The 25,455-nt window shown below is 60.9% G+C and carries 24 protein-coding genes; 16 read left to right on the top strand and 8 right to left on the bottom strand.

The genetic code is table 11. The features are described 5' to 3' along the window. Positions 1–68 precede the first annotated feature (68 nt). The 3 genes from ACX3M4_RS29610 to ACX3M4_RS29600 all read left to right on the top strand — a co-directional run bounded on the left by ACX3M4_RS29610 (position 69) and on the right by ACX3M4_RS29600 (position 3,549). Complete coding sequence (locus ACX3M4_RS29610) at positions 69–2,285, top strand: NADP-dependent isocitrate dehydrogenase (protein ID WP_459356517.1); 2,217 nt, start codon at positions 69–71, stop codon at positions 2,283–2,285. Positions 2,286–2,474: 189 nt separating this feature from the next. Continuing rightward, positions 2,475–2,966, top strand: coding sequence for a hypothetical protein (locus tag ACX3M4_RS29605; RefSeq protein WP_459356516.1), 492 nt, complete (start codon positions 2,475–2,477; stop codon positions 2,964–2,966). Then, complete coding sequence (locus ACX3M4_RS29600) at positions 2,953–3,549, top strand: hypothetical protein (protein ID WP_459356515.1); 597 nt, start codon at positions 2,953–2,955, stop codon at positions 3,547–3,549. Before ACX3M4_RS29605 ends, ACX3M4_RS29600 begins: the two co-directional genes overlap by 14 nt. Positions 3,550–3,603: 54 nt before the next feature. Here the strand turns inward: ACX3M4_RS29600 and ACX3M4_RS29595 are convergent, their stop codons facing one another. Continuing rightward, positions 3,604–4,425 (bottom strand): alpha/beta fold hydrolase, encoded by an 822-nt coding sequence (locus ACX3M4_RS29595; RefSeq protein WP_459359519.1) that lies wholly within the window; start codon positions 4,423–4,425, stop codon positions 3,604–3,606. 248 nt (positions 4,426–4,673) lie between these two features. Here ACX3M4_RS29595 and ACX3M4_RS29590 point away from each other — a divergent pair, with 248 nt between their 5' ends. Further along, positions 4,674–5,171, top strand: a complete 498-nt coding sequence (locus ACX3M4_RS29590; protein WP_459356514.1) for a MarR family winged helix-turn-helix transcriptional regulator — start codon at positions 4,674–4,676, stop codon at positions 5,169–5,171. 2 nt (positions 5,172–5,173) lie between these two features. Then, complete coding sequence (locus tag ACX3M4_RS29585) at positions 5,174–5,875, top strand: HAD family hydrolase (RefSeq protein WP_459356513.1); 702 nt, start codon at positions 5,174–5,176, stop codon at positions 5,873–5,875. Positions 5,876–5,889: 14 nt separating this feature from the next. Here the strand turns inward: ACX3M4_RS29585 and ACX3M4_RS29580 are convergent, their stop codons facing one another. Further along, entirely contained in the window at positions 5,890–6,834 is a 945-nt protein-coding gene (locus ACX3M4_RS29580) for an AraC family transcriptional regulator (protein WP_459356512.1), read from the bottom strand. Positions 6,835–7,010: 176 nt separating this feature from the next. Between ACX3M4_RS29580 and ACX3M4_RS29575 the strand changes: the two genes are divergently transcribed. The 4 genes from ACX3M4_RS29575 to aroQ all read left to right on the top strand — a co-directional run bounded on the left by ACX3M4_RS29575 (position 7,011) and on the right by aroQ (position 9,223). Beyond that, positions 7,011–7,382, top strand: coding sequence for a hypothetical protein (locus ACX3M4_RS29575; protein ID WP_459356511.1), 372 nt, complete (start codon positions 7,011–7,013; stop codon positions 7,380–7,382). 190 nt (positions 7,383–7,572) lie between these two features. Continuing rightward, on the top strand, positions 7,573–8,058 hold the full coding sequence (locus tag ACX3M4_RS29570; RefSeq protein WP_459356510.1) for a YHS domain-containing (seleno)protein: 486 nt from the start codon (positions 7,573–7,575) through the stop codon (positions 8,056–8,058). 360 nt (positions 8,059–8,418) lie between these two features. Next, a complete protein-coding gene (locus tag ACX3M4_RS29565) occupies positions 8,419–8,595 on the top strand; it encodes a hypothetical protein (protein ID WP_459356509.1) in 177 nt (58 codons plus the stop codon). A 76-nt stretch (positions 8,596–8,671) separates the two neighbouring features. After that, on the top strand, positions 8,672–9,223 hold the full coding sequence (gene aroQ, locus ACX3M4_RS29560) for a gamma subclass chorismate mutase AroQ (RefSeq protein WP_459356508.1): 552 nt from the start codon (positions 8,672–8,674) through the stop codon (positions 9,221–9,223). 35 nt (positions 9,224–9,258) lie between these two features. Here aroQ and ACX3M4_RS29555 read toward each other — a convergent pair whose 3' ends face one another. After that, on the bottom strand, positions 9,259–11,373 hold the full coding sequence (locus ACX3M4_RS29555; protein ID WP_459356507.1) for a bifunctional diguanylate cyclase/phosphodiesterase: 2,115 nt from the start codon (positions 11,371–11,373) through the stop codon (positions 9,259–9,261). A 284-nt stretch (positions 11,374–11,657) separates the two neighbouring features. Next, positions 11,658–13,115, bottom strand: a complete 1,458-nt coding sequence (locus ACX3M4_RS29550) for an MFS transporter (protein ID WP_459356506.1) — start codon at positions 13,113–13,115, stop codon at positions 11,658–11,660. A gap of 127 nt (positions 13,116–13,242) precedes the next feature. Between ACX3M4_RS29550 and ACX3M4_RS29545 the strand changes: the two genes are divergently transcribed. The 5 genes from ACX3M4_RS29545 to ACX3M4_RS29525 all read left to right on the top strand — a co-directional run bounded on the left by ACX3M4_RS29545 (position 13,243) and on the right by ACX3M4_RS29525 (position 17,271). Then, positions 13,243–13,683, top strand: a complete 441-nt coding sequence (locus ACX3M4_RS29545) for an RrF2 family transcriptional regulator (RefSeq protein WP_459356505.1) — start codon at positions 13,243–13,245, stop codon at positions 13,681–13,683. Between the two features lie 150 nt (positions 13,684–13,833). After that, positions 13,834–15,051 (top strand): NADP-dependent isocitrate dehydrogenase, encoded by a 1,218-nt coding sequence (locus ACX3M4_RS29540; RefSeq protein ID WP_459356504.1) that lies wholly within the window; start codon positions 13,834–13,836, stop codon positions 15,049–15,051. A 170-nt stretch (positions 15,052–15,221) separates the two neighbouring features. Then, a complete protein-coding gene (locus ACX3M4_RS29535) occupies positions 15,222–15,830 on the top strand; it encodes an ABC transporter ATP-binding protein (protein WP_459356503.1) in 609 nt (202 codons plus the stop codon). Next, complete coding sequence (locus ACX3M4_RS29530) at positions 15,827–16,633, top strand: ABC transporter permease (RefSeq protein ID WP_459356502.1); 807 nt, start codon at positions 15,827–15,829, stop codon at positions 16,631–16,633. Before ACX3M4_RS29535 ends, ACX3M4_RS29530 begins: the two co-directional genes overlap by 4 nt. Continuing rightward, positions 16,630–17,271: a glutathione S-transferase family protein gene (locus ACX3M4_RS29525; RefSeq protein WP_459356501.1), complete on the top strand. Its 642-nt coding sequence runs from the start codon at positions 16,630–16,632 to the stop codon at positions 17,269–17,271. The genes ACX3M4_RS29530 and ACX3M4_RS29525 overlap by 4 nt, the downstream gene beginning before the upstream one ends. 388 nt (positions 17,272–17,659) lie before the next feature. On the opposite strand, the gene ACX3M4_RS29520 is transcribed toward ACX3M4_RS29525, so the two are convergent. Beyond that, positions 17,660–18,355 (bottom strand): aspartate/glutamate racemase family protein, encoded by a 696-nt coding sequence (locus ACX3M4_RS29520; RefSeq protein ID WP_459356500.1) that lies wholly within the window; start codon positions 18,353–18,355, stop codon positions 17,660–17,662. 44 nt (positions 18,356–18,399) lie between these two features. Here ACX3M4_RS29520 and ACX3M4_RS29515 point away from each other — a divergent pair, with 44 nt between their 5' ends. Continuing rightward, positions 18,400–18,873: a hypothetical protein gene (locus ACX3M4_RS29515; RefSeq protein WP_459356499.1), complete on the top strand. Its 474-nt coding sequence runs from the start codon at positions 18,400–18,402 to the stop codon at positions 18,871–18,873. Between the two features lie 281 nt (positions 18,874–19,154). Here the strand turns inward: ACX3M4_RS29515 and ACX3M4_RS29510 are convergent, their stop codons facing one another. Next, entirely contained in the window at positions 19,155–20,498 is a 1,344-nt protein-coding gene (locus tag ACX3M4_RS29510; protein ID WP_459356498.1) for a cyclic nucleotide-gated ion channel, read from the bottom strand. 195 nt (positions 20,499–20,693) lie between these two features. Between ACX3M4_RS29510 and ACX3M4_RS29505 the strand changes: the two genes are divergently transcribed. Then, the gene (locus ACX3M4_RS29505; RefSeq protein ID WP_459356497.1) at positions 20,694–20,819 is read left to right on the top strand and encodes a hypothetical protein; all 126 of its coding nucleotides are present in this window, start codon (positions 20,694–20,696) and stop codon (positions 20,817–20,819) included. Between the two features lie 176 nt (positions 20,820–20,995). On the opposite strand, the gene alaS is transcribed toward ACX3M4_RS29505, so the two are convergent. Both alaS and recA read right to left on the bottom strand, forming a co-directional pair. Further along, positions 20,996–23,653, bottom strand: coding sequence for an alanine--tRNA ligase (gene alaS / locus ACX3M4_RS29500; protein ID WP_459356496.1), 2,658 nt, complete (start codon positions 23,651–23,653; stop codon positions 20,996–20,998). A gap of 325 nt (positions 23,654–23,978) precedes the next feature. After that, positions 23,979–25,052, bottom strand: a complete 1,074-nt coding sequence (gene recA / locus ACX3M4_RS29495) for a recombinase RecA (protein WP_459356495.1) — start codon at positions 25,050–25,052, stop codon at positions 23,979–23,981. Between the last annotated feature and the right edge of the window lie 403 nt (positions 25,053–25,455).

Here is a 25,455-nt window from a genome sequence, read left to right as displayed (position 1 = left end):
GAAAATCCTCCGGGGAGGCTCCGCCGCCCCGACCGTCCACACTTCGAAACTCGGGAAATGTGAGAGCCATGGCCGACATTATCTACACCAAGGTCGACGAAGCACCGGAACTGGCAAGCGCCTCGTTCCTGCCGATCATCCGCTCCTTCACCAAGGCTGCCGGGCTGACTATCGGCACCAAGGACATCTCGCTCGCCGGCCGTATCCTGGCGAATTTCCCGGAATACCTGACCGACGCCCAGAAGCAGTCTGACGATCTGGCCGTACTCGGCGAACTGGTGACCCATCCGGACGCGAACGTCATCAAGCTCCCGAACATCTCCGCCTCGCAGCCGCAGCTGAACGCGGCCATCAAGGAACTGCAGGCGCAGGGTTATAAGCTGCCCGACTATCCGGCCGAGCCGAAGACGGACGAGGAAAAGACCGTCAAGTCCAAGTATGACGCCATCAAGGGCTCCGCTGTGAACCCGGTGCTGCGCGAAGGCAATTCCGACCGACGTGCGCCGAAGGCGGTTAAGGAATACGCCAAGAAGAACCCGCACCGCATGGGTGCCTGGCTGCCCTCCTCCAAGACCCACGTCGCCACCATGGGCGAGAGCGACTTCCGCTCCAACGAGAAGTCCGTGACGATCGCCGCCGCGCAGGCCGGCACCGCCAGGATCGAATTCGCCGGCCAGGACGGCAGCAGCTCCATCCTGAAGGCCGACTGGCCGCTTGAGGAAGGCGACGTCATCGACTCCACCTACATGAGCGTCAAGGCCCTTGCCGACTTCCTGGAGCATGAAATCCAGGATGCCAAGAACCAGGACGTTCTGTTCTCGCTGCATATGAAGGCCACCATGATGAAGGTCTCCGACCCGATCATCTTCGGCCATTGCGTCAAGACCTTCCTGAAAGATGTCTTCGCAAAGCACGCTGCCACCTTCGCTGAACTCGGCGTCAACCCGGATCTCGGCATCGGTGATCTGGAAGCCAAGGTCGCGAGCCTGCCGGCCGACCAGGCAAGCGAAATCAATGCAGACATCAAGGCAGCGCTCGACAACGGTCCGGCCATGTACATGGTGAACTCCGACAAGGGCATCACCAACCTGCACGTTTCCTCCGACGTCATCATCGACGCCTCGATGCCGGCCCTGATCCGCGCCGGCGGCAAGGGCTGGGGCCCGGATGGCAAGGAACATGACGCGAAGTGCGTGATCCCGGACTCCTCCTATGCCGGTGTCTATTCCGCCGTCATCGACTTCTGCCGCGAGAATGGCGCACTCGATCCGGCCAAGATGGGCACGGTACCGAATGTCGGCCTGATGGCCCAGAAGGCCGAGGAATACGGCTCTCACCCGCAGACCTTCAAGGCACCAAGCGACGGCTCCATCCGCGTCGTTTCCGCGAGCGGCGAAACGCTTCTGGAACATGCCGTCGAAGGCGGCGACATCTGGCGCGCCTGCCGCACCAAGGACGCGCCGATCCGCGACTGGGTCAAACTCGGCGTCACCCGCTCCCGCCTCTCCGGCATGCCGGGCGTCTTCTGGCTGGACAAGACCCGCGCTCATGATGCGGAGCTGATCAAGAAGGTGGAAGCCTATCTGCCGGACCACGACACGACCGGCCTCGACCTGCAGATCATGGCTCCGACCGATGCCGCCCGGTACTCCACCGAGCGCATCGCGCGCGGAGAGGACACGATCTCCATCACCGGCAACGTGCTGCGCGACTACCTGACGGACCTCTATCCGATCCTGGAAGTCGGCACCTCGGCCAAGATGCTCTCCATCGTGCCGCTGATGAACGGAGGCGGCCTGTTCGAGACCGGCGCCGGCGGCTCCGCCCCGAAGCACGTTCAGCAGCTGATGGAAGAGAATTACCTGCGCTGGGACAGCCTCGGTGAATTCTGCGCCCTCGGTGCGTCGCTGGAGCATCTGGCCAACGTCAAGTCCAACGCCAAGGCCCAGGTCCTGGCCGACGCGCTCGACAAGGCCATCGAGAAGCTGCTCGACAACGACAAGTCCCCGGCCCGCAAGGTCGGCGAACTCGACAACCGCGGCAGCCACTTCTACATCGCGCTCTATTGGGCCGAGGCTCTTGCCGCCCAGGACAAGGACGCCGAGCTGAAGGCGCATTTCGCGCCGATCGCGGAAGCCCTTGCAACCAACGAGACGGCCATCGTTGCCGAACTCAACGGCGTCCAGGGCTCCCCGGCCGAAACCGGTGGCTACTATCACGCCCCGCAGGACAAGGTGAACGCGGTGATGCGCCCGAGCGCAACGCTGAACGGCATCATCGGCTGAACCTTCCGGTCAGCAGCAGAATTGAAAAGGCGGTCTTCGGGCCGCCTTTTCTCTGGGTTGGTGTGCGTATTCGTTGCCCGCATGCAACAATTTGGCATCAATTGAGCGCTGACCGGTGCGACAACCGATCATCGCTATCGGCTTTCAGTTGCAACAATTTTAGTTGCAATTAGTGCATTGTGAAACTAAATGAAAGAACAAATCATAAACATAAGGTGGGTGCTCTTCATGCATCTCAGAATCATCGCCGTGTTCTTCGTCTCCTATGCACTTGCGATTGCTACGGGTTTTTCGCTTTTCTACGTTGTTTCCAGGACAGTGGACTTGAGCGGTCTGGGAGCAGGCGTCGGCAAGAACATCGGTTTTGCCCTGAACATGGCAGCCTTCTTCCTGGCTCTGTTCCTGGCAACGACAAGAGGGGTGCAGGCGCGTTTGGGAAGGTTCCCTGGCCCGCTCGTTTATGACCGTGTCCTTGTGGACACCCGGCTTTTGGTGTGCGCAGGAATTGGTGTCTGCGGTACATTCGTCGACACAAGTTTCCATCTCATCAGCAGCCAGCTGTTTACCGGCAACATGATTGTCCCCGCCGGCTTCCGAATTGTCGGCATGGCCGGGGTCTACGGCTTCATGACGTTCCTGCTGCTTGTTGTAAAAAGAGCGTCCGGAAATGAACTCCGTTGAAGTCTCGCGAAAGAGATGCGAAGTCATCCTTCGCAATTCCATGCTCAGCTTCGGCTACAACAGGCTGCTTGCTGAAACAGGTGCCTGGTCGGCCCTCTGGTTGGAGGACCGGAACTTTGATGGAGTGGCACGGCTCATCAATTATCTCGTTGCTATCGCCCATCACGGACCGGAGAGCCTTAAGCCTCGTAAGGACGAAGGGTTCGGCGTTATCGGAATTTGCCCGTTCATGATGGCTTCGGCGGTGATCGACTCCTCGAAAAGCTGGTTCCCCAAGGGCGGTGTTTCTTTCGGCGCACCTTCGGAACCGTTCCTCATGATGGCATCCCTTGCAGACTGGGCGGCAACCCGCAACTGTTCCGTCCGGTTCACGTATTCGGACTACACCTGCCTTATGTCTCCCGAAGGCATGGAAATCGATGGAGTTGACCTGTCTCTCGTCGGCTCGGTGGATACCATGTCGCAGCGTCAGATGTGGTTCACCCTCACCTCCGACCGCCCGAAACCCGGCGTCAGAAAATTGGATCGGATAGCACTTCCGGCCTCGCGGCTTCGTGGAAAAAAAGCACTCGACCTGACCTGAATTCCTCACAACAAAAGGGGCAGCCCAAGCCGCCCCCTTGTTGGCGATGTCCGCCTATCCCCTAATGAACGCCAGCACGTCCCTGTTGAACTCTTCCGCCTGCAGCTGCGCCAGGCCGTGACCGCCGTCCGGATAGATCTTCAAGGTCGCATCGGCGACGATTTCCGCAGCCCGATGGGCCGAGGCCTTGATCGGCACGATCTGGTCGTCGCCACCATGGATGATCAGCGTCGGCACCTTGATGGCCTTCAAATCATCCGTGTAGTCGACTTCAGAGAACTCGCGAATACAGTCGTATTGGCCCTTGATGCCGCCGGCCATGCCCTGCAGCCAGAAGCTTTGCTGAAGGCCTTCGTTGGTCTCGACACCCTCGCGGTTGAAGCCGTAGAAGGGCACCGTCAGATCCTTGAAGAACTGCGAACGGTTATAGGCCGTGCCCTGGCGGATGCCGTCGAAGACCTCCATCGGTGTCCCGTCCGGATTATCCGCCGTCTTGAGCATCAAGGGCGGTACCGCGCCGACCAGGACGACCTTGGCGACACGGTCGTTCCCGTGCCGGCCGACATAGTGGGAGACCTCACCGCCGCCCGTGGAATGGCCGATCAGGATGACGTCACGCAGGTCGAGCTCTTCGATCAGCTCGGCCAGGTCGTCCGCGTAGCGGTCCATGTTGTTGCCGTCCCAGGGCTGGGCCGAGCGGCCGTGACCCCGGCGGTCATGGGCGATGACCCGGAAGCCGTTCTGGCCGAAGAAGAGCATCTGCGCGTCCCAGGCATCGGCTGACAGCGGCCAGCCGTGCGAGAAAACGATCGGCTGTCCCTGGCCCCAGTCCTTGTAGAAGATTTCCGTCCCGTCGGATGTGGTGAACGTCGTCATTTTCAAATTCTCCTGTTGCAGTAACTCACTTGCCGCGGACAGTCGCGGCGCCAGTGCCAGTCCGAGACCGATGAGCCCGCCCCCGATCAGGGTCTGACGGCGGTCCAGGTCCGGCCCGCTGATCTTGATTTCCATCAGATCGCCTCCATTTATATCGCGCACGATTTAATCGTGTACGAGCTATATGGATGCATCAAGCCAGGACGTCAATGCTTGCCAACAAAAAAAATGCTGCTTAGGAACGGATCATGTCAGACAGCACCAGCCCCAAGACCAAACGCCCGCCTGCGCCGGACCAGCGATCCGGCTCGTCCGGATCGGATCTCGACGACTTTCTGTGCTTCGCGATCTATGAGGCCAATCTGGCGTTCAACCAACTCTACAGGTCGCTTCTGGACGGGATCGGCCTCACCTATCCGCAATATCTTGTCATGACGCTGCTCTGGCGTCGGGACGAGCGGACGGTGAAGGAAATCGGCGAGGCACTAAGTCTGGAGTACAACACGCTGACGCCGATGATCAAAAGGCTGGAAGCCATGGGGCTTGTCTCCAGGGTCCGTGACCTGACCGACCAGCGCGTGGTCAATGTCACGCTGACTGCAGAGGGCAAGGCCTTGCACGACAAGGCAAGGGATATACCAGGCTGTGTTGCGGAGGCCTCAGGCCTCTCCGGCGAGGCCTTTGGCGACCTGAAGGCCGCACTGAACCGGTTGCGGTCCAACCTTCTGCCGGACGGAGAAAGATAGGCATGAGAGCCGGGATCAAGGCAGTTCTCTTCGACAAGGACGGCACGCTGCTCGATTTCAACGCAGCCTGGGCGCCCGCCTACGCGGCGGCAGCCCTTTTTGCCGCCCGAGGCGACCGGGACACGGCTGACAGGTTCCTTGAAGCAACCGGCATGAACCTTGAAACCCGGATTTCTAAAGCCGGCTCGCTGCTTGCCGCCGGCAATTCCGAAGAGATCGCGGTAGCCTGGGTTGCGGCCGGGGCCGCTTTCGCGCCTTCCATTCTTGCGGCAGAACTCGACCGCATCTTCATAGGCCACATGCATGATGCCCCCGCCCTGCCCGGAATTGCGCAATCGGTGGAAACCTTGAGCACACAAGGGTTCACGCTCGGGGTGGCCAGCAGCGACAGCGAGGCGGCGATCCGCGCCTTTCTGGAAGGATCGGGCCTCGCACCGAAATTCGCCTTCGTCACCGGTTACGACACCGGACACGGCCCGAAGCCGGAACCGGGCATGGTCCACGGCTTCGCCGCGGCGCTCGGGATGTTGCCCTCGGAGATCGCGGTCATCGGCGACAATACCCATGATCTGGAAATGGCGCGCTCTGCCGGTGCCGGCCTTGCCATCGGCGTCCTGTCCGGTACCAGCCATCGGCACGACCTGGAGCACATGGCGGACGCCGTCCTGGAAAGCGCCGCGGATCTTCCCGCCTATCTGGCCTGAACTTCATCCCTTCTTTATACAGATCCCGCAGCCTGACGGCGGACTTGGCCCGGCGTCTGGTTGAACTGCCGCTTGAAGGCGCGATTGAACGCGGCTTCCGAACTGTAGCCGACCGTCTCCGCGATATCGATCAGCGGCAGATCGGTTTCCCGGATCTCACGGCGGGCCCGCTCCATGCGCCAGTGGGTGACATAGGCAAGCGGCGGCATGCCGACGAGGGACGTGAACCGGTCGGCAAAGACCGTCCGGGACATGCCGGCCTCGCGCGCAAGGCTCTCCACGGTCCAGGGTCTTTCCGGCGCCAGATGGATCTTCGACATGCTGCGCCCGAGCTTCGGGTTCAGAACAGCCGCGAGGCACCCGGCCCTGTCTCCCTCCCGATCGACAAAGGTCCGCACCACCTGGATGAAAATGATTTCCGTCAGCCGGTGGACGATCGCCTCCGAGCCGGGCTGACCGGCCCGCACTTCGCTGGCGACGAACCGCATCACCGCATCCAGCCAGAAGGCGTTCATGGTCTGGGTGTTGGGTATCTGAATAACAGCAGGCAAGGAATCCAGCAGCGGGTGAACGGAGCCTTCCTCAAATTCGAAATGACCGCAAAAGAGCTTGCAGGCCTGGTCTTCTTCAGGCCCGCCATAATAGAGCGCCCCCTCCCCGGCATATCCGGATTGCCTGACGACGTCATCGACATCCGCCGCCACTCGCCCCGGCTCATCGCTGAGAACGTGGGCGGCACCATGCGGAATGACCGCGAGATCTCCTGTCGAGAGAAAGAGCGGTTTTTCAAGCCCTTCTACCGCCAGCCAGCAGTTGCCGCGCATAGCCATGTGGAAGCGCGCGACGTTGCCGAAATCCGGAACCCGCACCGCCCAGGGCGGAGAGAAGCTGGTGTGGAAATAAACCGATCCGCGCAGCTTCAGCGCATCCAGGATCTGTGTCAGGGCGTCGTGTCTCATCAATGGCTATCCGGTTTGTCCCAGGATGCCATTTTTGTCCCCCCCTATAAAAACGCAAGCCTTCCGGACGATCAGTCAATTCTGAGGGACTTTCATACATGGATCAAACTGGCTGCGGCCAACATCTTTGGTTCCGGGCACCCGCCCAGAACACACTCAACCTGGAGCATTTGAAGATGTCTGTCCGCTTTGTCACCAAGACCATGCATGCCTATCTCGACTATCCTGTCGCATTCGGCCTCATCACCCTGCCGTTTCTGCTGGGGCTCGGCCAGTCGAACCCGATCGCCTTCTGGCTGTCTTTCCTGACCGGCTTCGCGGCCCTCGCCTTGACCATCCTGACCGATCATCACACCGGGATAATTCGCGTCCTGCCCTATTCCGTCCATCTCGCGGTCGATCTCGCTGTCGGACTAGTGTTCCTCGCCGCTCCCTTCGTGCTCGGGTTCACCGGCCTGGACTTCGCCTATTATCTTGCCAACGGTCTGGCCGTCCTGACGGTCGTCAGCCTTCACAAGCCGGAAGAGGCAGTTGCTCACGCCGCCTGAAGCCCACACTGAAACAAAGCTGAAGAACAAGACACCGGCACATCAGCCGGTGTTTTTTTGCGCCTAGGCCCGGACGATCTGCAAATCAGAACGAACGACGGAGCATGGAGAAACCGCATCCACGGACGCAAGGTAACACCACCGGAACACCTCCGGTCACAGTCCAAAATCATCTCTTCAGGAGAAACGAATGACTTCGATGAAAACCCTTGCCACCGCAACGCTCTTCGCTCTTGCCGCTCTGTCCGCCCCGGCCCTCGCCGCTGATGAATACAACACATCGAGCGGCCTGACGGCTGCCGGCAGCCCCCTCGGCCTGCATGGCGTCGACCCGGTCGCATTCGTGAACCTTGGAAACCGGATCGACGGCACGGCAAAATATACGGCGGTACATGACGGCGTCGCCTATTACTTCGCCTCGCAGGAAGCGATGGACGCATTCGCAGCGCATCCCGATACCTACCTGCCTCAAAACGGCAGCTTCTGCACCTTCGGTGTATCGGTCGGCAAGAAGTTCGACGGCGACCCGCAATTTGCTGCGGTCTTGAACGACAAACTGTACCTCTTCCTCAACGAAGACATCTTCCGCGAATTCCAGAAAGATCCGGCCGGGACCATCACCAAGGCCGATGCCAACTGGAAAAAGATCCGCTCCACCGCGGCAACTGCCCTATGATACCGGCAGGCCGGACAGACCCCTGTCCGGCCTCCTTTTCGAATTGACAGCACCAAATGTTACGTCGACTTGTCGCGGCAACAATTGAAAGGATGATTGCCGATCACGACAAACGAAATGAAACAACACAGACAGGCCATCTTGATTTATGAGTTTTCGCAAGATGAAACAGAAAAAGTAAAAACAAATCGAAAATATCTTTTATTAAAGTTTTCCATATTTAGGGTAATTGGGGTTTTTACTTGCAGAAACCATAACCAAAGGTAACCTCGACCGTATAGAAACGCATCGAGAGACGTCGCAATGCCCTTTACGAAGTTGGGAACGTTTATCGCTGGGGTGGTCTTTTTCCTTGGATGCATGCAGGTTGCCCTAGCGGCCGGCGTGTCCATGGGACTCATCATCGAACCGCATCCCGGGTTTTTCCTCGGAACCCATACCCGCGAGCAGGCAATCGACAGCGGCCTGATGAAGATCATGGCGGCCGTGGCCTTCGGCATCATCACCGAAATCAGCCGGTCGGTTGAACGCAGATAGACAGCGCTGGGTTGAAACACACCCTTGTTGCACGCCCGCTCTTGCCTGGCACCGGGCGCTGTGGAACCCTGCACGGATGATGACACCGATTCCCCTTGCCCGTCCGGCGAAAGCCGTCCTCTTTGCCGCCGCCCTGCTGACGGCTTCCCTCGCCGCCACCAACAGCGGCAAGGCCTCTACCGAGAACCTCTTCGAGGCCGTGAACGACCGCCTGTCCTATATGCAGGCCGTCGCCGCTTGGAAGGTCGACAACAACAGTCCCGTCGAGGATCTGGAACGGGAGAAGGTTGTTCTTGAAGCCGCCCGCAAGCAGGCCGAAGAAGTCGGCCTTTCCGCGGACAGCGTCACGCTGTTCTTTCAGGCTCAGATCGATGCCGCCAAGGATATCCAGTCCTGCTGGATCAGCCGCTGGGACGGCGGCGCCGCCCGGCCGGACAACGTACCGGACCTTGTCGAGGAGGTGCGGCCCGCGCTCCTGAAACTTGGCAACGATATTCTGCAGGAACTTGCCGAAACGCCTGTCGGTGCGGCGGACAGGGCCGGCTTCGACGCCGCGCTGACCGTCGATTGTCTCTCGCAGGGTTCGCAGGATGCCTTGTTTGACGGTCTGATGAATATCCGGCGCTGAGTGGCTCGGCAGGCATCCCCAAATCCGCTGCCGTATCAGGACGCGGCCTTGCGGCTGAATTCAGCCACAGCGGCTTGCCCAATATGCCCCGAGGTTTCTTCCAGGACCATCCTGGAGAAGTCGCTGAATGGCACCGCCGGGCTCCACAGGTACCCCTGGCCGAGGGTTCCGCCCCACAGGTTGATATAGTCCATCTGCAACTGGGTCTCGACACCTTCCGAAACCGTGCTCAGGTGCAGCTGGCGGGCCAGCGACAGGATCAGCTCGACGATGGTGCGCCGGTCCTCGCTGTCGTCGATATCCATGATGAAGGATCGGTCGATCTTGAGCGTGTCGAAAGGCATGCTCGCCAGACTGTGCAGGGAGGAATAGCCGGTGCCGAAATCGTCGATGGCAAATCTCACGCCCTCCTTCTTGATCGGCATGATCCTGTCCAGAAGGGTCTGCGAATAGTCGACTAGGCTCGACTCGGTCACCTCCAGCTCAAGCTTGTCGGTGGAGAACCCGCTTTCGGCGATTATGCCGAGCACGCGCTCGGAAAATCCGGGGGACTGTAACTGGGCCGGCGCCACATTGACGGCGATCGATACGTCCGCGTTGCGGTCGTTCAGCTGCTTCATATCCTTCAGCGCAGAAGCCAGAACGAACTCGCCGATCGGCACGATCAGGCCGCATTCCTCTGCCACCGGGATGAACTTGCAAGGGGGCACTATTCCCAGTTCCGCATCGTTCCAGCGCAGCAGCGCTTCCGAGCCGACGATCTTGCCGGAGGAAATATCCACCTTGGGCTGGTAGTGCACCGACAGGGAACGCTCCTTCAACGCGGTCTGAAGCCGGTTGCGGATCTGCTCGCGTTCCGTCATCCGCTCGCGGATGCGGTCGTTATAGATGACCGACCGGCCGCGGCCGGCTGCCTTGGCCTCATACATCGCCATGTTGGCGTTGCGCAGCACTTCTTCCGAAGTGCGCCCGTGCTCGGGATAGCGCGCAACGCCGGCGCTAATGGTGATCGACAGGGACAGGCGCCCGATCCGGTGCGATCCTCCAAGGCGCGCGACGACGATCTTCACCAGGCTATCGAGCGCCTGCGGATCCGAAAGCCCGGGCAGAAGCACCACGAATTCGTCACCCGAAAACCGCGCCACACAGGGCGGTCTGGACGTCATCGGCCCCGCCATCTCCTCGATGATCCGCGCCAGGCGATGCGAGATCAGACGCAGAAGCTTGTCGCCGACCGCATGGCCGTGCAGATCGTTGATCAGCTTGAACCGGTCGAGCCCGATATAGATCACGCTGCCCTTGCCATTCGGCTTGAGGTCAATGTGGGTCAGGGCCAGATTGTCGAGCTTGGCGCGGTTGGGCAGCCCGGTAATTGCGTCGGTATAGGCCAGCTCCTCGATCCGGACAATGTTCTCGCGCAGCTTGACCATCATGTCGCGGAAAGCGGACTGCAACTCGCCGACTTCCCCCGGCGCGTCGGTTTCCAGATTGCAGTCCAGGAACCCTGCCGCGGCTTCGTTGGCCGCCTGGGTGACGCGGCTGACACCGGCCGTCGCCCTATACATCAGGAAGGCCAGCACCGGCACGAAGGCCAGCAGCAGCAAGCCCAGAACCAGCGCCACCTGGTAGATCGAGGCACGCAAGACGCCAGCCATCTCGTGCTTGGAAATGCGCACCAGAACACTGCCGACGGCGTCGCCGCCATGGAATACCGGCAGGATATACTCGATCGTGGCGGCGGTTTCCCGGTACTGGGGCTGGCGCTGCTGGGCCGCAACGAGCGCGTTTTCGTTGAATTTCTCTGCGCTGGACGGTTCCTTGGAGGTGAAGTCGCTGGCAAACTCCTGCCCGAACCGGCTGTAGGCCTTGGCGGCGATGATGTATTTGTCACCGGCAATCGCATTCAGAAGCCGTTCGACTTCGCCGTAATTCTTGTGCTCGATCTCGCGCGCCGCAATGTTGGTGACGAACATCGCCCGGTCATAGGCCGTACGTGCCAGGCGGTCGCCGATCTTGTCCAGCTGTGTGTAGTAGTCGATGCCGACCAGCACTAGCGAGAACACGAACAGACCGCACACACCATAGAGCGTCGCCCGTATGAAGACACGCTTGTACAGGCGGAAAAACCAAGAACGAACCGAAATGAGCACGCCGAAGGCTCCTCAGTCACCGGCTTCGACAGGCCCGGCTTCTGCGAGCCCCGAACCCTCAGTGTTTCGGCGCGCCCTCAACAAACAATAAACGCAATAGTAGAAAGACAGTGCTTTATGGAAATTTTCCTAAAACCTGATCTTTCCCCGCCGACAAACGAAATATTATCATCGTTATTTTTTCGTATTAAGCCATGTTCCCTTGAGGAATTTTCCGAACTTTCACCGGCCTTTGCCGCCAAACCGGTCACCCCGGAAGAAAGAGACGGAAGCTGCCGTCCAGGTTAAGCTGAACTTTCAGTGCGACCCGCACTGAAGCGAACGACGAATATGAGGCACAGAACAGCGAGCAGGCCGCAGACGCCGATCGGGTAAAGCAGCGTCGCCATGGCCGCCCCAACATAGGCCGGCTCACCAGCCTCAAGACCAAGTCCCTGGAAGAAGATCTGCCCCTGGATCGCAACGCCGAGAGCCATGCCCACCTGCTGAAACGCCTGAAGGGCACCGGAGCCTGCGCCGGCATCCGTGGGGGCGACCCGCGACAGGACAAGTTGAAACAGCGCCGGAATGGCCGTGCCCGTGCCGAGCCCGACCACCAGCAACGGCAGCATCAATGCCACTGGTGCTGCGCCTCCCGAGAGCGCAAGGCGGACAGCGATCAAGCCGCCAAGAACAATCAGAGCCGCGATGGCAAGCCGCTGCGCCAGCCAGCGCCCGCCCAAGCGCCCCGTCAGCACTGAAGCGAGGATGACACCGGCCGGATGCGGCGCCAGCGTCAGTCCGGCCGTCATCGGGCTGAGGCCAAGACCGGACTGGAGCAGCACGGCAAGCATGAAGAACAGACCCATCAGGCAGGAAAAGAACAGGGGGAGAAAGACAAGACCGGAGACGAATACCCTGTCCCGCGTCAGCGAAACCGGCAGCAGCTGGGCCCGCCCTCGCCGCGCGTTCCGCTGCTGCTGGCGGAAGAACAGAACGGCAAGAACGGCCCCCGCCCCGATCAACGCGAAGCACCAGATCGGCCAACCCAACCGCCGTCCCTCGACCAGCGGAAACACCAGCACCAGCACCGCCAGCGTAAACAGCACCGTTCCCGGCCAGTCAGGACGGACACGGCTGTCGCTTTCAAGAGACGGCAAGAAGCGCAGGGCAGCCAGAAACGAGAACACGCCGATCGGCAGGTTCATCAGGAAAATCGGCCGCCAGCCGAGCCCGAAGAGATCCACTGCTACGACCGCCCCGCCGACAAGCGGACCGGCAACGGCCCCAAGCGCGCTGACGGAGCCGAAGAGGCCGATGGCCTTGCCCTTCTCGCCCCCCTGAAAGAGCACATGCACGATGGCCAGCACCTGCGGCACCATCATGGCTGCAAAGAACCCTTGCACCGCGCGGGCCGTTATCAGTACCGCAATATCGGGCGCAAGACCGCAGGCCAGCGAACTGAGGCTGAACCCGGCAACACCCCAGCGGAACACCCGGTCCCGGCCGGCTACATCGCCGAACCGTCCGAAGGGCAGCAGACCGGCGGCAAAGGCGAGCACATAGACGACGATCACCCATTCCAGCTCTGTCTCCGTCGCGCCGAGACCCTGCCGGATGGACGGCAATGCCAGATTGACGACGGACACGTCGAGCACATTCATGAACATGGCAAGGTAGAGGGCAAGGAGTGCCGCCCAACGCTTGCCCTTGCCCTTGCCCTTGCCCTTGTTCGCATTCGTACCGTCCAGCGCCAGTGACATCGGCCTCTCCCGAGCTTCGAAATGAATTTGTTACTTTTTAAGTTACATATCCTGGCACGTCAATCTCACGTATCTCGATTTGTCACTTGAACGAATCCGGCATAGTCTCGGCGAAACGGAGAAAGAGATGCGCACCGACAGCCGCCTGCCCCGGGTGCTCCATGTGCTGTTGCACCTGGACCAGACCGACGAACCGGTTACGTCCGAGTTGATCGGCAAGATGCTGAACACCAACCCGTCGCTCGTCCGCCGCACCATGGCGGGCCTGCGCGAGGCTGGCTTCGTTGTCGCCAGCAAGGGCCATGGCGGCGGCTGGATGCTGGCGAAGAGCCTGGAGGAGATTTCCCTCGCGGACGTCTACACCGCCCTCGGCTCGCCCCAGCTCTTCGCCCTCGGCCGCTCCGACGACGCCCCGAGCTGCCTCCTGGAACGGGCTGCCAACCAGGCAACGTCAGCCGCGCTTGAAGCCGCGCGAGAAACATTTCAGGCGGAACTGAAGACCGTATCGGTCGCGGATTTGTTGCGGCCGCATGCGGAAACGGTCAGGGAGCACCAGGAGCAACGCTGAATTCGAAGCGCCACCGCGAAAGCTACTCCGCCTCTTGCCCTGCCCCACAAGATTGTATACAAGCGCACACAATGAAAATCCGGTACAACGGGTGCCGCAGATTTCCGTTCGTCCAACACCGCTTTTTCCAACCTGCGAGGCCGAATTTCCATGGCAAAGATCAAAGTCGACAACCCGGTCGTCGAGCTCGACGGCGACGAGATGACCCGCATCATCTGGGCCTTCATCAAGGACAAGCTGATCCATCCCTATCTCGACATCGACCTGCTCTACTACGATCTGTCGATCCAGAAGCGCGACGAGACCGATGATCAGATCACCGTCGATGCGGCCAATGCCATCAAGGAGCATGGCGTCGGCGTCAAATGCGCCACCATCACGCCGGACGAGGCCCGGGTGGAGGAATTCGGCCTGAAGCGCATGTACCGTTCGCCCAACGGCACCATCCGCAACATCCTCGGCGGCGTGATCTTCCGCGAGCCGATCATCATGCAGAACGTGCCGCGTCTGGTTCCGGGCTGGACCCAGCCGATCATCGTCGGCCGTCATGCCTTCGGCGACCAGTACCGCGCCACCGACTTCCGTTTTCCCGGCAAGGGCAAGTTGACCATCACCTTCACCGGCGACGACGGCAAGGTGATCGAGCACGAGGTCTATGACGCCCCGTCCGCCGGTGTCGCCATGGCCATGTACAATCTCGACGACTCTATCCGGGATTTTGCCCGTGCCTCGCTGAACTATGCGCTGGGTCGCAAGGTTCCCTGCTATCTTTCGACCAAGAACACGATCCTGAAAGCCTATGACGGCCGCTTCAAGGACATCTTCCAGGAAATCTACGAGGCCGAGTTCAAGGACCAGTATGCCGAAGCCGGCATCTGGTACGAGCACCGGCTGATCGATGACATGGTGGCTTCCGCGTTGAAGTGGTCCGGCGGCTATGTCTGGGCCTGCAAGAACTATGACGGCGACGTCCAGTCCGATACGGTGGCGCAGGGCTTCGGCTCGCTCGGCCTGATGACCTCCGTGCTGATGACACCGGACGGCAAGACGGTGGAAGCGGAAGCTGCCCACGGCACGGTGACGCGCCACTATCGCCAGCACCAGAAGGGCGAAAGCACCTCCACCAACTCCATCGCCTCGATCTTCGCCTGGACAAGGGGCCTTGCCCACCGGGCCAAGCTCGACGGCAACAAGGAGCTGGCACGGTTCGCCCAGACGCTGGAAAAGGTCTGCATCGACACCGTGGAATCCGGCCACATGACCAAGGACCTCGCCCTGCTGGTCGGTCCGGACCAGGCATGGCTCACCACCACCGGCTTCCTCGACAAGATCGACGAGAACCTGCAAAAGGCCATGTCGGATCTTTGAGGCGATCCGCAAGCACCTGAAGATGCAAGCGTTCCGGAGTTACTCCGGGGCGTTTTGTTTATTTGAGGACACTTCCAGACTGCTCCACAATATCGACAATCCCCCGCCGATTGTCCCCTTTTCCTCATCGCGCTAGGTTATGCAAATTCGATGCCTGAGGAGAAATAGGGGTGCTGACGATACGCGCGTTGAAAACACCCCTGATCGGACCGATCGATCTGACGCTTGAACCAGGCATGTGCACCGCGATTGCCGGCCCATCCGGCGCAGGCAAGTCACTGTTGTTGAGAGCTATCGCGGATCTCGATGAAAATACCGGCCTGGTTGCCTTGAACGGCATGGACCGCTCTTCGGTGCCGGCTTCAAGCTGGCGGCGCAAGATCGCCTGCGTACCGGCCGAAAGCGGCTGGTGGGCGGAGAGGGTCGGCGATCATTTTGCTCCGTCGCCCGGCCTCAGGGACCGGCTGGAAAGTGTCGGCCTCGCCGATGCGCTGCCCTGGCAGGTTTCTCGGCTTTCCAGCGGTGAGCGCCAGAGGCTCGCGCTGGTGCGCGCGCTCGAAACCGAACCACAGGTGTTGTTGCTGGACGAGCCGACATCCGCACTCGACCCAGCCTCCGTCGAAAGGGTCGAAACGCTGTTGAAAGGCCTGCTGGCGAAGGGGCTGTCCCTCCTCCTTGTGAGCCACGATCCGTCGCAGCCAGGACGGCTCGACGCCAAGTGCCTGCGGATGGAGCGTGGCAGGCTCGCCAGCGATACCAGATCGGAGGTGGCCTTGTGACCGGCTATCTGGCGCTCTCCTATTGGGACCTCGTCGCAGCTTCCGTGTTCCTGATCCTGAACGCGGTCTTTTCCATCCTCCTCGATCTTGGATTGGCGCGCACGCTTGTGGTTTCGGCGCTTCGAATGACCGTTCAGCTCATTCTCGTTGGGCTTGTGTTGAAGATGATCTTCCTGTCCGGTTCCTTGCTGTGGACACTGTTGGCAGCAAGCGTGATGCTGGCATTTGCCGGACGCGAAATCTGGGCCCGTCAGGACCGGCGACTGACCGGGCTTTGGGGTCCCGGCCTCGGCGCCGCCGCCATGCTGGTCGCCGGCACGAGTGTAACCGCCTACGCCCTTGCCGGATTGATCGGCCCTGATCCAGTCTGGCTGCCGCAATACGCCCTCCCGCTCTTCGGCATGGTTCTCGGCAACACCATGACCGGCGTCAGCCTCGGCCTCGATACGCTGCACACGGCCCTGGCCCGTGGCAAACGCGAAGTCGAGGCGCAACTGTTGCTGGGGCGCAGCTACTGGGTCGCGACCCGCCCATTCACCCGCCAGGCGCTCAGAGCCGGATTCACGCCCATCATCAATGCCATGGCGGCGACGGGGGTCGTCTCGCTGCCGGGCATGATGACCGGCCAGATCCTTTCCGGTGTAGATCCGCGCGAGGCTGTCAAGTACCAGCTCCTGATCATGTTTCTCCTTGGCGGCTCCACTGGGCTCGGCGTGCTTGGTGCGACCTTTGCCAGCCTGTGGCGCCTGACAGACGCCCGCCATCGCTTGCGCCTCGACCGACTTAGTGGAGGAACTTTGTGATAGAGCTCTTCGGTGCCGATTATTCCGTATATGTGCGCTCCGCCCGGCTGGCCCTTGCCGAAAAAGGCGTCCCCTACCGGCTGGTGCCGATAGATGTCTTCGCCCCCGGAGGTCCGCCGTCGCACTATTTCGCAGTGCAGCCCTTTGGCAAGATCCCGGCCCTGAAACATGACGGCTTCACGCTCTACGAGACAGCGGCCATCCTGCGCTATATCGACGAGGCCTTCGACGGACCTGACCTGCAGCCGGAAGTCCCGCGGGCTCGAGCCCGGATGGCCCAGATCCTCGCCATCCTCGACAATCACGCCTACCGGACGCTGGTCTGGGACATCTATGTGGAACGGGCCTCCAAAACCCGGAACGGCGCACCGGCCGACGAGGTCAGGATCGCCTCCGCGCTGGGGCCTGCCCGGACAATCGTCGAAGCACTCGAAACGCTCACGGACGCCGGCCCCTTTCTGCTGGGAGACCGGTTGACCCTCGCCGATTGCCACACCGCCCCGATGCTGGCCCTCTTCGAAAAGGCCGAAGAAGGCCGCCTGCTTCTGCGCTCCGCCCCGAAGCTCTCCGCCTGGCTGGCCGGGTTCAGGGAACGGGACAGTTTTGTTGCGACGGAGCCGGCGATGAGCGCCGGTTGATTGAAGCGTTGTTTGTTCTGGAGATTTTCTCTCAGCAGCAAACAGGACAAGAAATGCCCTCCTCCGCACGGCATTGTCACCTCTGCAAGACGGGGCAATCGCATTTGAAATCTATCCTCATTCGGTGCGTTTGACAGATCGCTACGGCGTCACCCCGGACAAGCGAAGCGCAGATCCGGGGCCTACTCGCAAAGCCACTTGCCGAAGCGAGCGACATTTCTTGAAGACGTGCTGCCCTCACCAACTCTCTGGAAACGAGTGGGCCCCGGGTCTCGCAATGCTCGCCCGGGGTGACGCCGGTGTTTTCTGCATGCCTATTCCAATTGCGATTGCCCTGCCCACAAGGGAGGAAGGTGACTTTCACCTAGCCTCGACCATATGCGGACACCTAATCCCCCAGCGCTAAGTCCAGGGCGGCTTCTGCATGCAGGGCCGTGGTGTCGAAGGCGGGGATCCTGAAGTCCTCCCGTTTCACCAGTAGGCCGATTTCGGTGCAGCCGAAGATGACGCCGTCGGCGCCCTTGGCGATCTCCCTGACGACGGTCTCCAGAAAGGTCTGCTTGGAATCGGCCCAGATCTCGCCCCGGCAAAGCTCCTCATAGATGATCCGGTGGATCTCCGCCCGGTCCTCCGGCTCCGGCACACGTACATCGATGCCGTGTTTCTCCTTGAGGTGCCCCTTGTAGAAGTCCTGCTCCATCGTATAGCCGGTCGCAAGCAGCAGTGGTGCGGTGCAGTTCGCCGCCTTGATCGCGGGCGCTGTCGCATCGGCGATATGGATCAGCGGCAAGCCGGTGGCCGCCTCGACCTCCGGTGCCATCTTGTGCATGGTATTGGTGCAGATGACGAGACACTCCGCGCCGCCCCGCTCCAGGTTTCGTGCAGCCGCAACCATAAGCTCCGTTGCCCGGCCCCAGTCGCCGGAAGCCTGCGCCGCTTCCACCTCGGCAAAGTCGACGGACCAGAGCAGGCACTTGGCCGAATGCAGGCCGCCGAGCCGCTCACGCGCCATCTGGTTCAGGAGCCGGTAGTAGATTGCGGTGCTTTCCCAGCTCATTCCACCCAGCAGGCCGATGGTTTTCATGATAGAACCCTGCGAATGATTTGCGGCAAAAACTGGAGCCGGACATGATTGAATCAGTTTCTGAAGAAAGCGGTTTCTTTCCACGATTTCAGACAGTTGCAGGCTTTTTATTATGTATTTTCCTGCTTGCGCCCTTCAGCTTAAGCGCTTCCGCGCAATCCGTCCACGAACCTGCCAGGGGCAGCGGTGAACGCCAGGAGTTGCTGGATGCGGTGCGGCCCCTACTGGAGGTCCGCGTCGGCAAGCCTGTGGAATTTGTTGTCGACTGGATGCGCTCCGGCAACGGCTGGGCCTTTGTTCAGGTCTCGCCTCAGCGTCCCGGCGGTGCGGCCATCGACCTGGCGAACACGACCCTGGCGGCACAGGCCGACTACATGGACGGGCTGATCTCCTTTGTTCTTTTACGTTACGACTATGGCCGCTGGAACCTGGTCGATTTTGTCGTCGGCCCGACGGACGCCTTCTGGCACGGCGATCCGCTCTATGTGCAGCTACCGCAAGGCCTGACGCCTTATTGAGGGTCTGTGTTTCATCAGCTTAGTCGCAGCTGATTTGGCTCGCCAAATATGAAACAATCCCGGCCGAAGCGCAGCGGAGAGCCGGGACCCAGGACTCCCGGGCGCACCTGGTGGAAATCGCACACTATGCAGTGTCCTGGGTCTCCGCTTTCACGGAGATGACAACTTTACGGAAATTCGATTTCAGGGGCGGCTCCAAGGGTTTATGCAAACAGGACACCTCTCGGGTGGCTGAAGTGGGCAAAGCCGGTTTTACACCCTCAAATACGCCGACGATGTCTCTATTTGTCCGGATCTTTCACCTTGTCCTGCGCATCGGCATCCGGCTCCAGGTCTGCCATGTCCTCATCCTCGGCAACCTCATCAGTCTCCCCACCCGGAAAAAGACCGGGCTCGGTGCTGGCATTGTCGGAGGAGGCGAAGACACCGGCCTGTTCCAGCTCCTCTTCCGCAAGCTCTCCAAGAACCCGTTTACCGGCGGCGACCCGGTCGCGGGCTTCGTCCATGATCTTCTTGGCGAGCGCCTCATCCCGGTCCATCAGGTGCCTGAGCGCTCCAGCCTCCAGCACCAAGAGCTGGCATTCGCTGTAGGCGATGACCTTTGCCGTACGCCGGGTCTGGTTTATCAGCGCCAGTTCGCCAAAAAAACTTCCCTCTCCGAGATAAACCGTGTCGTGCTCCAACCGGATCTCCACCTCGCCGTCGGAGATGAAATACATCTTGTCGGCGACATCGCCCTTCTCGGCGATGGTGCCGCCCTGGCGGACGCGCAGCGACTGCAGCAGTTTGGCGACTTCGGCAATTTCGGTTGCCTTAAGGTCCTCGAACAGCGGCACGCGGGCGACCATCGACCACGTGACGACGAAGTCGCGGCTGTGGATCTCGCGCGCGAAGGCCGAGGCGATGATGCCGACCGGCAGGGCGATCAGCCCGTAGCCCATGAGCATGACAATGCCGGCGATCATCTTGCCAAGGCTGGTGACGGGCACGACGTCGCCATAACCGACTGTCGTCACCGTTGTGATCGCCCAATAGATGCCGTGAAGGATGCTGCGGAACTTCTCCGGCTGCGCGTCATGCTCGATCAGATACATCACCGTTGCCGCCAGAAGAATGACGCCGAAGATGATCATACTGGAGCCGATCAGCGCGCGCCGCTCGTTGCCGACGGCGGAAATGAGGGAGCGCAGGGCCGGCGAATAGCGCGCAAGCTTCAGGAAGCGCAACAGCCGCAGGATGATCACGATCGTGACCGCCTCATTGGGCAGGAACAGCACGAACAGCAGTGGCAGCGCGCCGATGAGATCGATGATCGCGTCTGGCTGCACCGCATAGCGCAGGCGCGACATCACCGGACCGTAGCGGCGCAGCGGCGGATGGAGATCGGCCACATAGAGCCGCAGCACATATTCGACGAGGAAGATCAGGCCGCTCAGGAGCTGAATGATTCGAAAATGCGTGTCGAAGGCCTGCCTGATTTCCGGCACCGTTTCCAGGACCGCGAAGGCGATGTTGAGGAGGATCAGGAAGACCAGCGTATGCCGCACGATGGCGGACGCAACCTTGCGCTTGCCGGTATTTTCCAGCACTTCGTAGAGCGCCCGCTTGATATCGAGACTGTGCACCGGGCCCCCTGCCGCTGAAAAAGCTCACCTTTTCATCAATAGCCGAAGACGCCGCCGGGACAAAGCCTGCAACAGATCCTCCTCCCGAACCTTCGCCCGCTGCACAAAGCTGTGCAGGGCGGTGACCGGAACGTGATTGGGCAAAAGGCCGCCGGACCCCATTTCAACAAAGTAGCCAAACTCAAGGAGGAGACAATGACCTACGATACCGACAAGGTCCGTTCCGCCGAAACGACGCCGCATCACGTGGTTCTGAAGATGCTGGTCGTCTCGACAGCCGTCGCCGCCGCCGCGCTCGCACTGGCCGCGCTGTTCAACTGACCGACCCATCACCAAAACGAAAAAGGCGTGCCTCCGGGCACGCCTTTCGTTTTTTAGAGCACGTCGCGAAAAAGTGGGATCCGGTTTTTCGCAAAAAGACGTGTGTCAAAAAAGAGATAAAGCGGGTCACGTGAATTCAAATGAACGCGACACGCTTTAAGGCCGGCTTCTACGTCTCAGAGCCCCGTCAGATAGGCTTCGATCGCCGCCACGGCCTCATCGGCCTTGGCACCGTCCGGGCCGCCGGCCTGGGCCATGTCCGGCCGGCCGCCGCCACCACGGCCGCCAAGCGCCTCGGAACCGATCCGCACCAGATCGACGGCGCTGACCTTGTCGGTCAGGTCCTGGGTGACAGAGGTCACGATAGCCGCCTTGCCGTCCTCGGCAACGCTGATCAGCACAACCACGCCGGAGCCCAATTGGGTCTTGGCTTCGTCGGCCATGCCCTTCAGATCCTTCGGGTTGATGCCGTCGACCGTGCGGGCCATCAGCTTGAAGCTGCCGGCGTCCTTCACCGGAGAACCGCCCTCGCCGCCGCCGCCCATGGCTAGCTTCTTGCGGGCATCGGCGAGTTCGCGTTCCAGCTTGCGCCGGTCTTCCACCAGTTGCGCGACGCGCGCCGGAACATCGTCGGCGCCGGTCTTCAGAAGGGCTGCCAGCTCGCGCATGCGCTTGTCCTGGGCATCCAGATACATGCGCGCTTCAGCGCCCGTCAGCGCCTCGATACGGCGCACGCCGGCTGCAACCGCGCCTTCGGAGACCAGCGTCACCAGGCCAATGTCGCCGGTGCGCTTCACATGGGTGCCGCCGCAAAGTTCCAGGGAGTAAGGCTTGCCTTCCTTGTCCCCGTGCAGCGCGGTGCCCATGGAAACGACACGCACTTCATCGCCGTATTTCTCGCCGAAAAGCGCCATGGCGCCTGCCTCGATGGCATCGTCGACAGCCATCAGCCTTGTGTCCACCGGCGCGTTCTGCAGCACGATCTCGTTGGCGAAAGTCTCCACCACGGCGAGTTCCTCGTTGCTGACCGGCTTCGGATGGGAGAAGTCGAAGCGCAGGCGCTCCGGCGTCACCAGCGAGCCTTTCTGGGCAACGTGATTGCCGAGGACTTCGCGCAGAGCCTCATGCACCAGGTGGGTTGCCGAATGGTTGGCGCGGATCGCCGTGCGGCGGGAATGATCGACCTTCAGCTCCAGCGCCAGGCCCGGCACCAGCGTGCCTTCCTCGACGGTGACCGCATGGACGAAGAGGCCCTCGGCCTTCTTCTGGGTGTTGGTGACAACCACCTTGACGCCGTTTGCCAGCATCAGGCCGGTATCGCCCACCTGACCGCCGCTTTCGCCGTAGAACGGCGTCTGGTTGAGAACGACAAAGCCGCTCTCGCCGGCCTTCAGGGCGGCCACTTCCTTGTCGTCGGCGGCAAGGCCGGCAACGATGCCTTCGGCGCTCTCGGTCTCATAGCCGAGGAAGTCGGTCGCGCCGTGCTTTTCCTTCAGCGCGAACCAGACAGCTTCGGTGGCAGCACTGCCCGAACCGGACCAGGCTGCGCGAGCTTCCGCCTTCTGGCGCTCCATGGCAGCGCTGAAGCCGTCGGTGTCGACGGTGATGTCGCGGGCGCGCAGAGCATCCTGGGTCAGATCGAGCGGGAAGCCGTAGGTGTCGTAGAGCTTGAAGGCTGTCTCGCCGTCGAGCCGGGCACCGGCCTCCATGCCGTCCGTTGCCGTATCGAGCAGGCCGAGGCCGCGTTCCAGCGTCTTGCGGAAACGGGTTTCCTCAAGCTTCAGCGTCTCGGTGATCAGCGCCTCGGCGCGGGTCAGTTCCGGATAGGCCCGGCCCATTTCGCGCACCAGCGCCGGCACCAGCTTGTGCATCAGCGGCTCGGCGGCCCCCAGCAGATGCGCATGGCGCATGCCGCGGCGCATGATCCGGCGCAGCACGTAGCCGCGGCCCTCGTTCGACGGCAGCACGCCGTCGGCGATCAGGAAGCTGGTTGAGCGCAGATGGTCGGCGATCACCCGGTGGCTGCCGGCGGCGGCCCCTTCCGCCTCGACGCCGGTGGCATTGACGGAGGCGGATATCAGCGCCTTGAAGAGGTCGATGTCGTAGTTGTTGTGAACGCCCTGCATGACGGCGGCGATACGCTCGATGCCCATGCCGGTGTCGATGGACGGACGCGGCAGGTCGAGACGTTTTTCCGGCGTCTGCTCATACTGCATGAAAACCAGGTTCCAGATCTCGATGAACCGGTCGCCGTCTTCTTCCGGAGAGCCCGGAGGGCCGCCCCAGATGTGGTCGCCATGGTCGTAGAAGATTTCCGAGCACGGGCCGCAGGGGCCGGTATCGCCCATGGACCAGAAATTGTCCGAGGTCGGAATGCGGATGATGCGGTCTTCGGAAAGGCCGCCGATCTTCTTCCACAGGTCAAAGGCCTGGTCGTCTTCGGCAAAGACGGTCACCAGGAGCTTGTCCTTCGGCAGGCCGAATTCCTTCGTCACCAGGTTCCAGGCGAGCTCGATCGCGCGGTCCTTGAAATAGTCGCCGAAGGAGAAGTTGCCGAGCATCTCGAAGAAGGTGTGATGGCGCGCGGTGTAGCCGACATTGTCGAGGTCGTTGTGCTTGCCGCCGGCGCGCACGCATTTCTGCGAGGTCGCCGCGCGGGAATAGTCGCGCTTCTCAAGGCCGGTGAAGACATTCTTGAACTGGTTCATGCCCGCGTTGGCGAACATCAGTGTCGGATCGTTGCGCGGCACCAGCGGTCCGGACTCGACCACTTGATGGTCGTTTTTCTTGAAATAGTCCAGAAAGGCGGAGCGGATTTCATTTACGCCGGTCATTCGGGTCTCGCATCGGTCCCAGCCCTCTCGAAACAGGGCCTGTTGTAAATCTGAAGTGCGCGGGATCTTGTCGCCGATCCGCGCCGGAACAGCCTTTTAACTTTGAGCACCAACCCTGTCCAGCGGTTGCGCCCCGCGACGCTACGGAAGCCGCTGCGTTTTCTCGGAATTACCGAAGAACCGATCCACCGCCCTACTGCCTGATTACACCTGAACAGCAAAAGGCCCCCTCCCGGTATTCGGGAGAAGGCCCTTGGAAGACCGGACAAGCGTCCGGAGCTTTAAGATGGCCGATTACGGCCAGGCCAATGAGGCCTTCGAAAAATCAATCCTCGGATTCTTCTTCCGGGGCGCCATCCGGATCAATGATCGCTTCGGCGATCAGACCGGCGTTCTGGCGGATAGCCAGTTCGATCTCTTCCGCGATCTCCGGATTGTCCTTCAGGAACTGCTTGGCGTTTTCGCGGCCCTGGCCGAGGCGCTGGCTGTTATAGGAAAACCAGGCACCGGATTTCTCAACGATGTTGCCCTTGACGCCAAGATCGATCAACTCGCCGGTCTTGGAAACGCCTTCGCCGTAGACGATGTCGAATTCGACCTGGCGGAAGGGAGGCGCCAGCTTGTTCTTGACCACCTTGACGCGGGTCTGGTTGCCGACCACCTCGTCCTTGTCCTTGATGGCGCCGATGCGGCGGATGTCGAGGCGGACGGAGGCATAGAACTTCAGCGCGTTGCCGCCGGTCGTGGTTTCGGGCGAGCCGAACATGACGCCGATCTTCATGCGGATCTGGTTGATAAAGATCACCATGCACTTGGACTTGGAGATCGAGGCTGTGAGCTTACGCAGCGCCTGGCTCATCAGGCGCGCCTGCATGCCCGGCAGGCTGTCGCCCATCTCGCCTTCCAGTTCCGCCTTCGGTGTCAGAGCCGCGACGGAGTCGATGACGAGGACGTCGATCGCGCCGGAGCGCACCAGCGTGTCGGCGATCTCAAGCGCCTGCTCGCCTGCATCCGGCTGGGAGATCAGGAGATTGTCGATATCGACGCCCAGCTTGCGGGCATAGATCGGATCCAGCGCATGTTCCGCATCGATGAAGGCGCAGATGCCGCCGCCCTTCTGGGCTTCCGAGACGGCATGTAGGGCAAGCGTGGTTTTACCTGAGGATTCCGGCCCGTAGATCTCGACGATGCGGCCGCGCGGCAGGCCGCCGATGCCAAGGGCGATATCAAGGCCGATCGATCCGGTCGAGACCGCCTGGACCTCGACAACCTGCCCCTGGCCCATCTTCATGATGGATCCCTTGCCGAAGGCGCGTTCAATCTGGCTGAGCGCTGCGTCCAGCGCTTTTGTCTTATCCATCTGGCTGCTTTCTACGAGACGAAGTGTACTTTGCGACATAGCTTGCGTTCCTTATTCCACGATGGACGCGCCGTTTCAATGAGAGGTTTGTACACATTTTGTTCTCATTTGACAAGTCATCAAAACCGATTGGTATTTAAATAGAAATGCCCGTTTGTTTCCAATATGTTCCGCATACGCCGAAACGAAATTTCCGTAACGTTAGCGAAAAATGGAACATCTCGTGATTCTGCGGGGTGGGGGAATCAGACTGTGAACTTCGTTACCGCCTTAGTACCCCAAGCCGGCAACCATGGTGTCACAAGAATTTCCGAATTCGCACATTCGCGAACTTCAGGCCTAAAGGTAAGGTTTATTTGAAAATCGAGCGAGTCGTCACTGGACACTATCTGCACCCCGTCTTCAAAACCGTGCATTTTGATGCCTTTGCAACAGATGCAGC

This window comes from Roseibium sp. M-1, assembly GCF_054515675.1.
Note: the sequence above shows the minus strand (reverse complement) of the source record. Positions and strands in the feature narration are given on the sequence as shown.

Excerpts from the sequence above, each read along its gene's own strand:
- ACX3M4_RS29565 (WP_459356509.1), top strand. The coding sequence starts at position 8,419 with ATGCAGGTTGCCCTAGCGGCCGGCGTGTCCATGGGACTCATCATCGAA.
- ACX3M4_RS29580 (WP_459356512.1), bottom strand. The coding sequence starts at position 6,834 with ATGAGACACGACGCCCTGACACAGATCCTGGATGCGCTGAAGCTGCGC.
- ACX3M4_RS29570 (WP_459356510.1), top strand. The coding sequence starts at position 7,573 with ATGACTTCGATGAAAACCCTTGCCACCGCAACGCTCTTCGCTCTTGCC.
- ACX3M4_RS29540 (WP_459356504.1), top strand. The coding sequence starts at position 13,834 with ATGGCAAAGATCAAAGTCGACAACCCGGTCGTCGAGCTCGACGGCGAC.
- aroQ (WP_459356508.1), top strand. The coding sequence starts at position 8,672 with ATGATGACACCGATTCCCCTTGCCCGTCCGGCGAAAGCCGTCCTCTTT.
- ACX3M4_RS29515 (WP_459356499.1), top strand. The coding sequence starts at position 18,400 with ATGATTGAATCAGTTTCTGAAGAAAGCGGTTTCTTTCCACGATTTCAG.
- ACX3M4_RS29505 (WP_459356497.1), top strand. The coding sequence starts at position 20,694 with ATGACCTACGATACCGACAAGGTCCGTTCCGCCGAAACGACGCCGCAT.
- recA (WP_459356495.1), bottom strand. The coding sequence starts at position 25,052 with ATGTCGCAAAGTACACTTCGTCTCGTAGAAAGCAGCCAGATGGATAAG.
- ACX3M4_RS29585 (WP_459356513.1), top strand. The coding sequence starts at position 5,174 with ATGAGAGCCGGGATCAAGGCAGTTCTCTTCGACAAGGACGGCACGCTG.
- ACX3M4_RS29590 (WP_459356514.1), top strand. The coding sequence starts at position 4,674 with ATGTCAGACAGCACCAGCCCCAAGACCAAACGCCCGCCTGCGCCGGAC.
- ACX3M4_RS29600 (WP_459356515.1), top strand. The coding sequence starts at position 2,953 with ATGAACTCCGTTGAAGTCTCGCGAAAGAGATGCGAAGTCATCCTTCGC.
- ACX3M4_RS29550 (WP_459356506.1), bottom strand. The coding sequence starts at position 13,115 with ATGTCACTGGCGCTGGACGGTACGAATGCGAACAAGGGCAAGGGCAAG.
- ACX3M4_RS29605 (WP_459356516.1), top strand. The coding sequence starts at position 2,475 with ATGAAAGAACAAATCATAAACATAAGGTGGGTGCTCTTCATGCATCTC.
- ACX3M4_RS29545 (WP_459356505.1), top strand. The coding sequence starts at position 13,243 with ATGCGCACCGACAGCCGCCTGCCCCGGGTGCTCCATGTGCTGTTGCAC.
- alaS (WP_459356496.1), bottom strand. The coding sequence starts at position 23,653 with ATGACCGGCGTAAATGAAATCCGCTCCGCCTTTCTGGACTATTTCAAG.
- ACX3M4_RS29575 (WP_459356511.1), top strand. The coding sequence starts at position 7,011 with ATGTCTGTCCGCTTTGTCACCAAGACCATGCATGCCTATCTCGACTAT.
- ACX3M4_RS29595 (WP_459359519.1), bottom strand. The coding sequence starts at position 4,425 with ATGACGACGTTCACCACATCCGACGGGACGGAAATCTTCTACAAGGAC.
- ACX3M4_RS29610 (WP_459356517.1), top strand. The coding sequence starts at position 69 with ATGGCCGACATTATCTACACCAAGGTCGACGAAGCACCGGAACTGGCA.
- ACX3M4_RS29520 (WP_459356500.1), bottom strand. The coding sequence starts at position 18,355 with ATGAAAACCATCGGCCTGCTGGGTGGAATGAGCTGGGAAAGCACCGCA.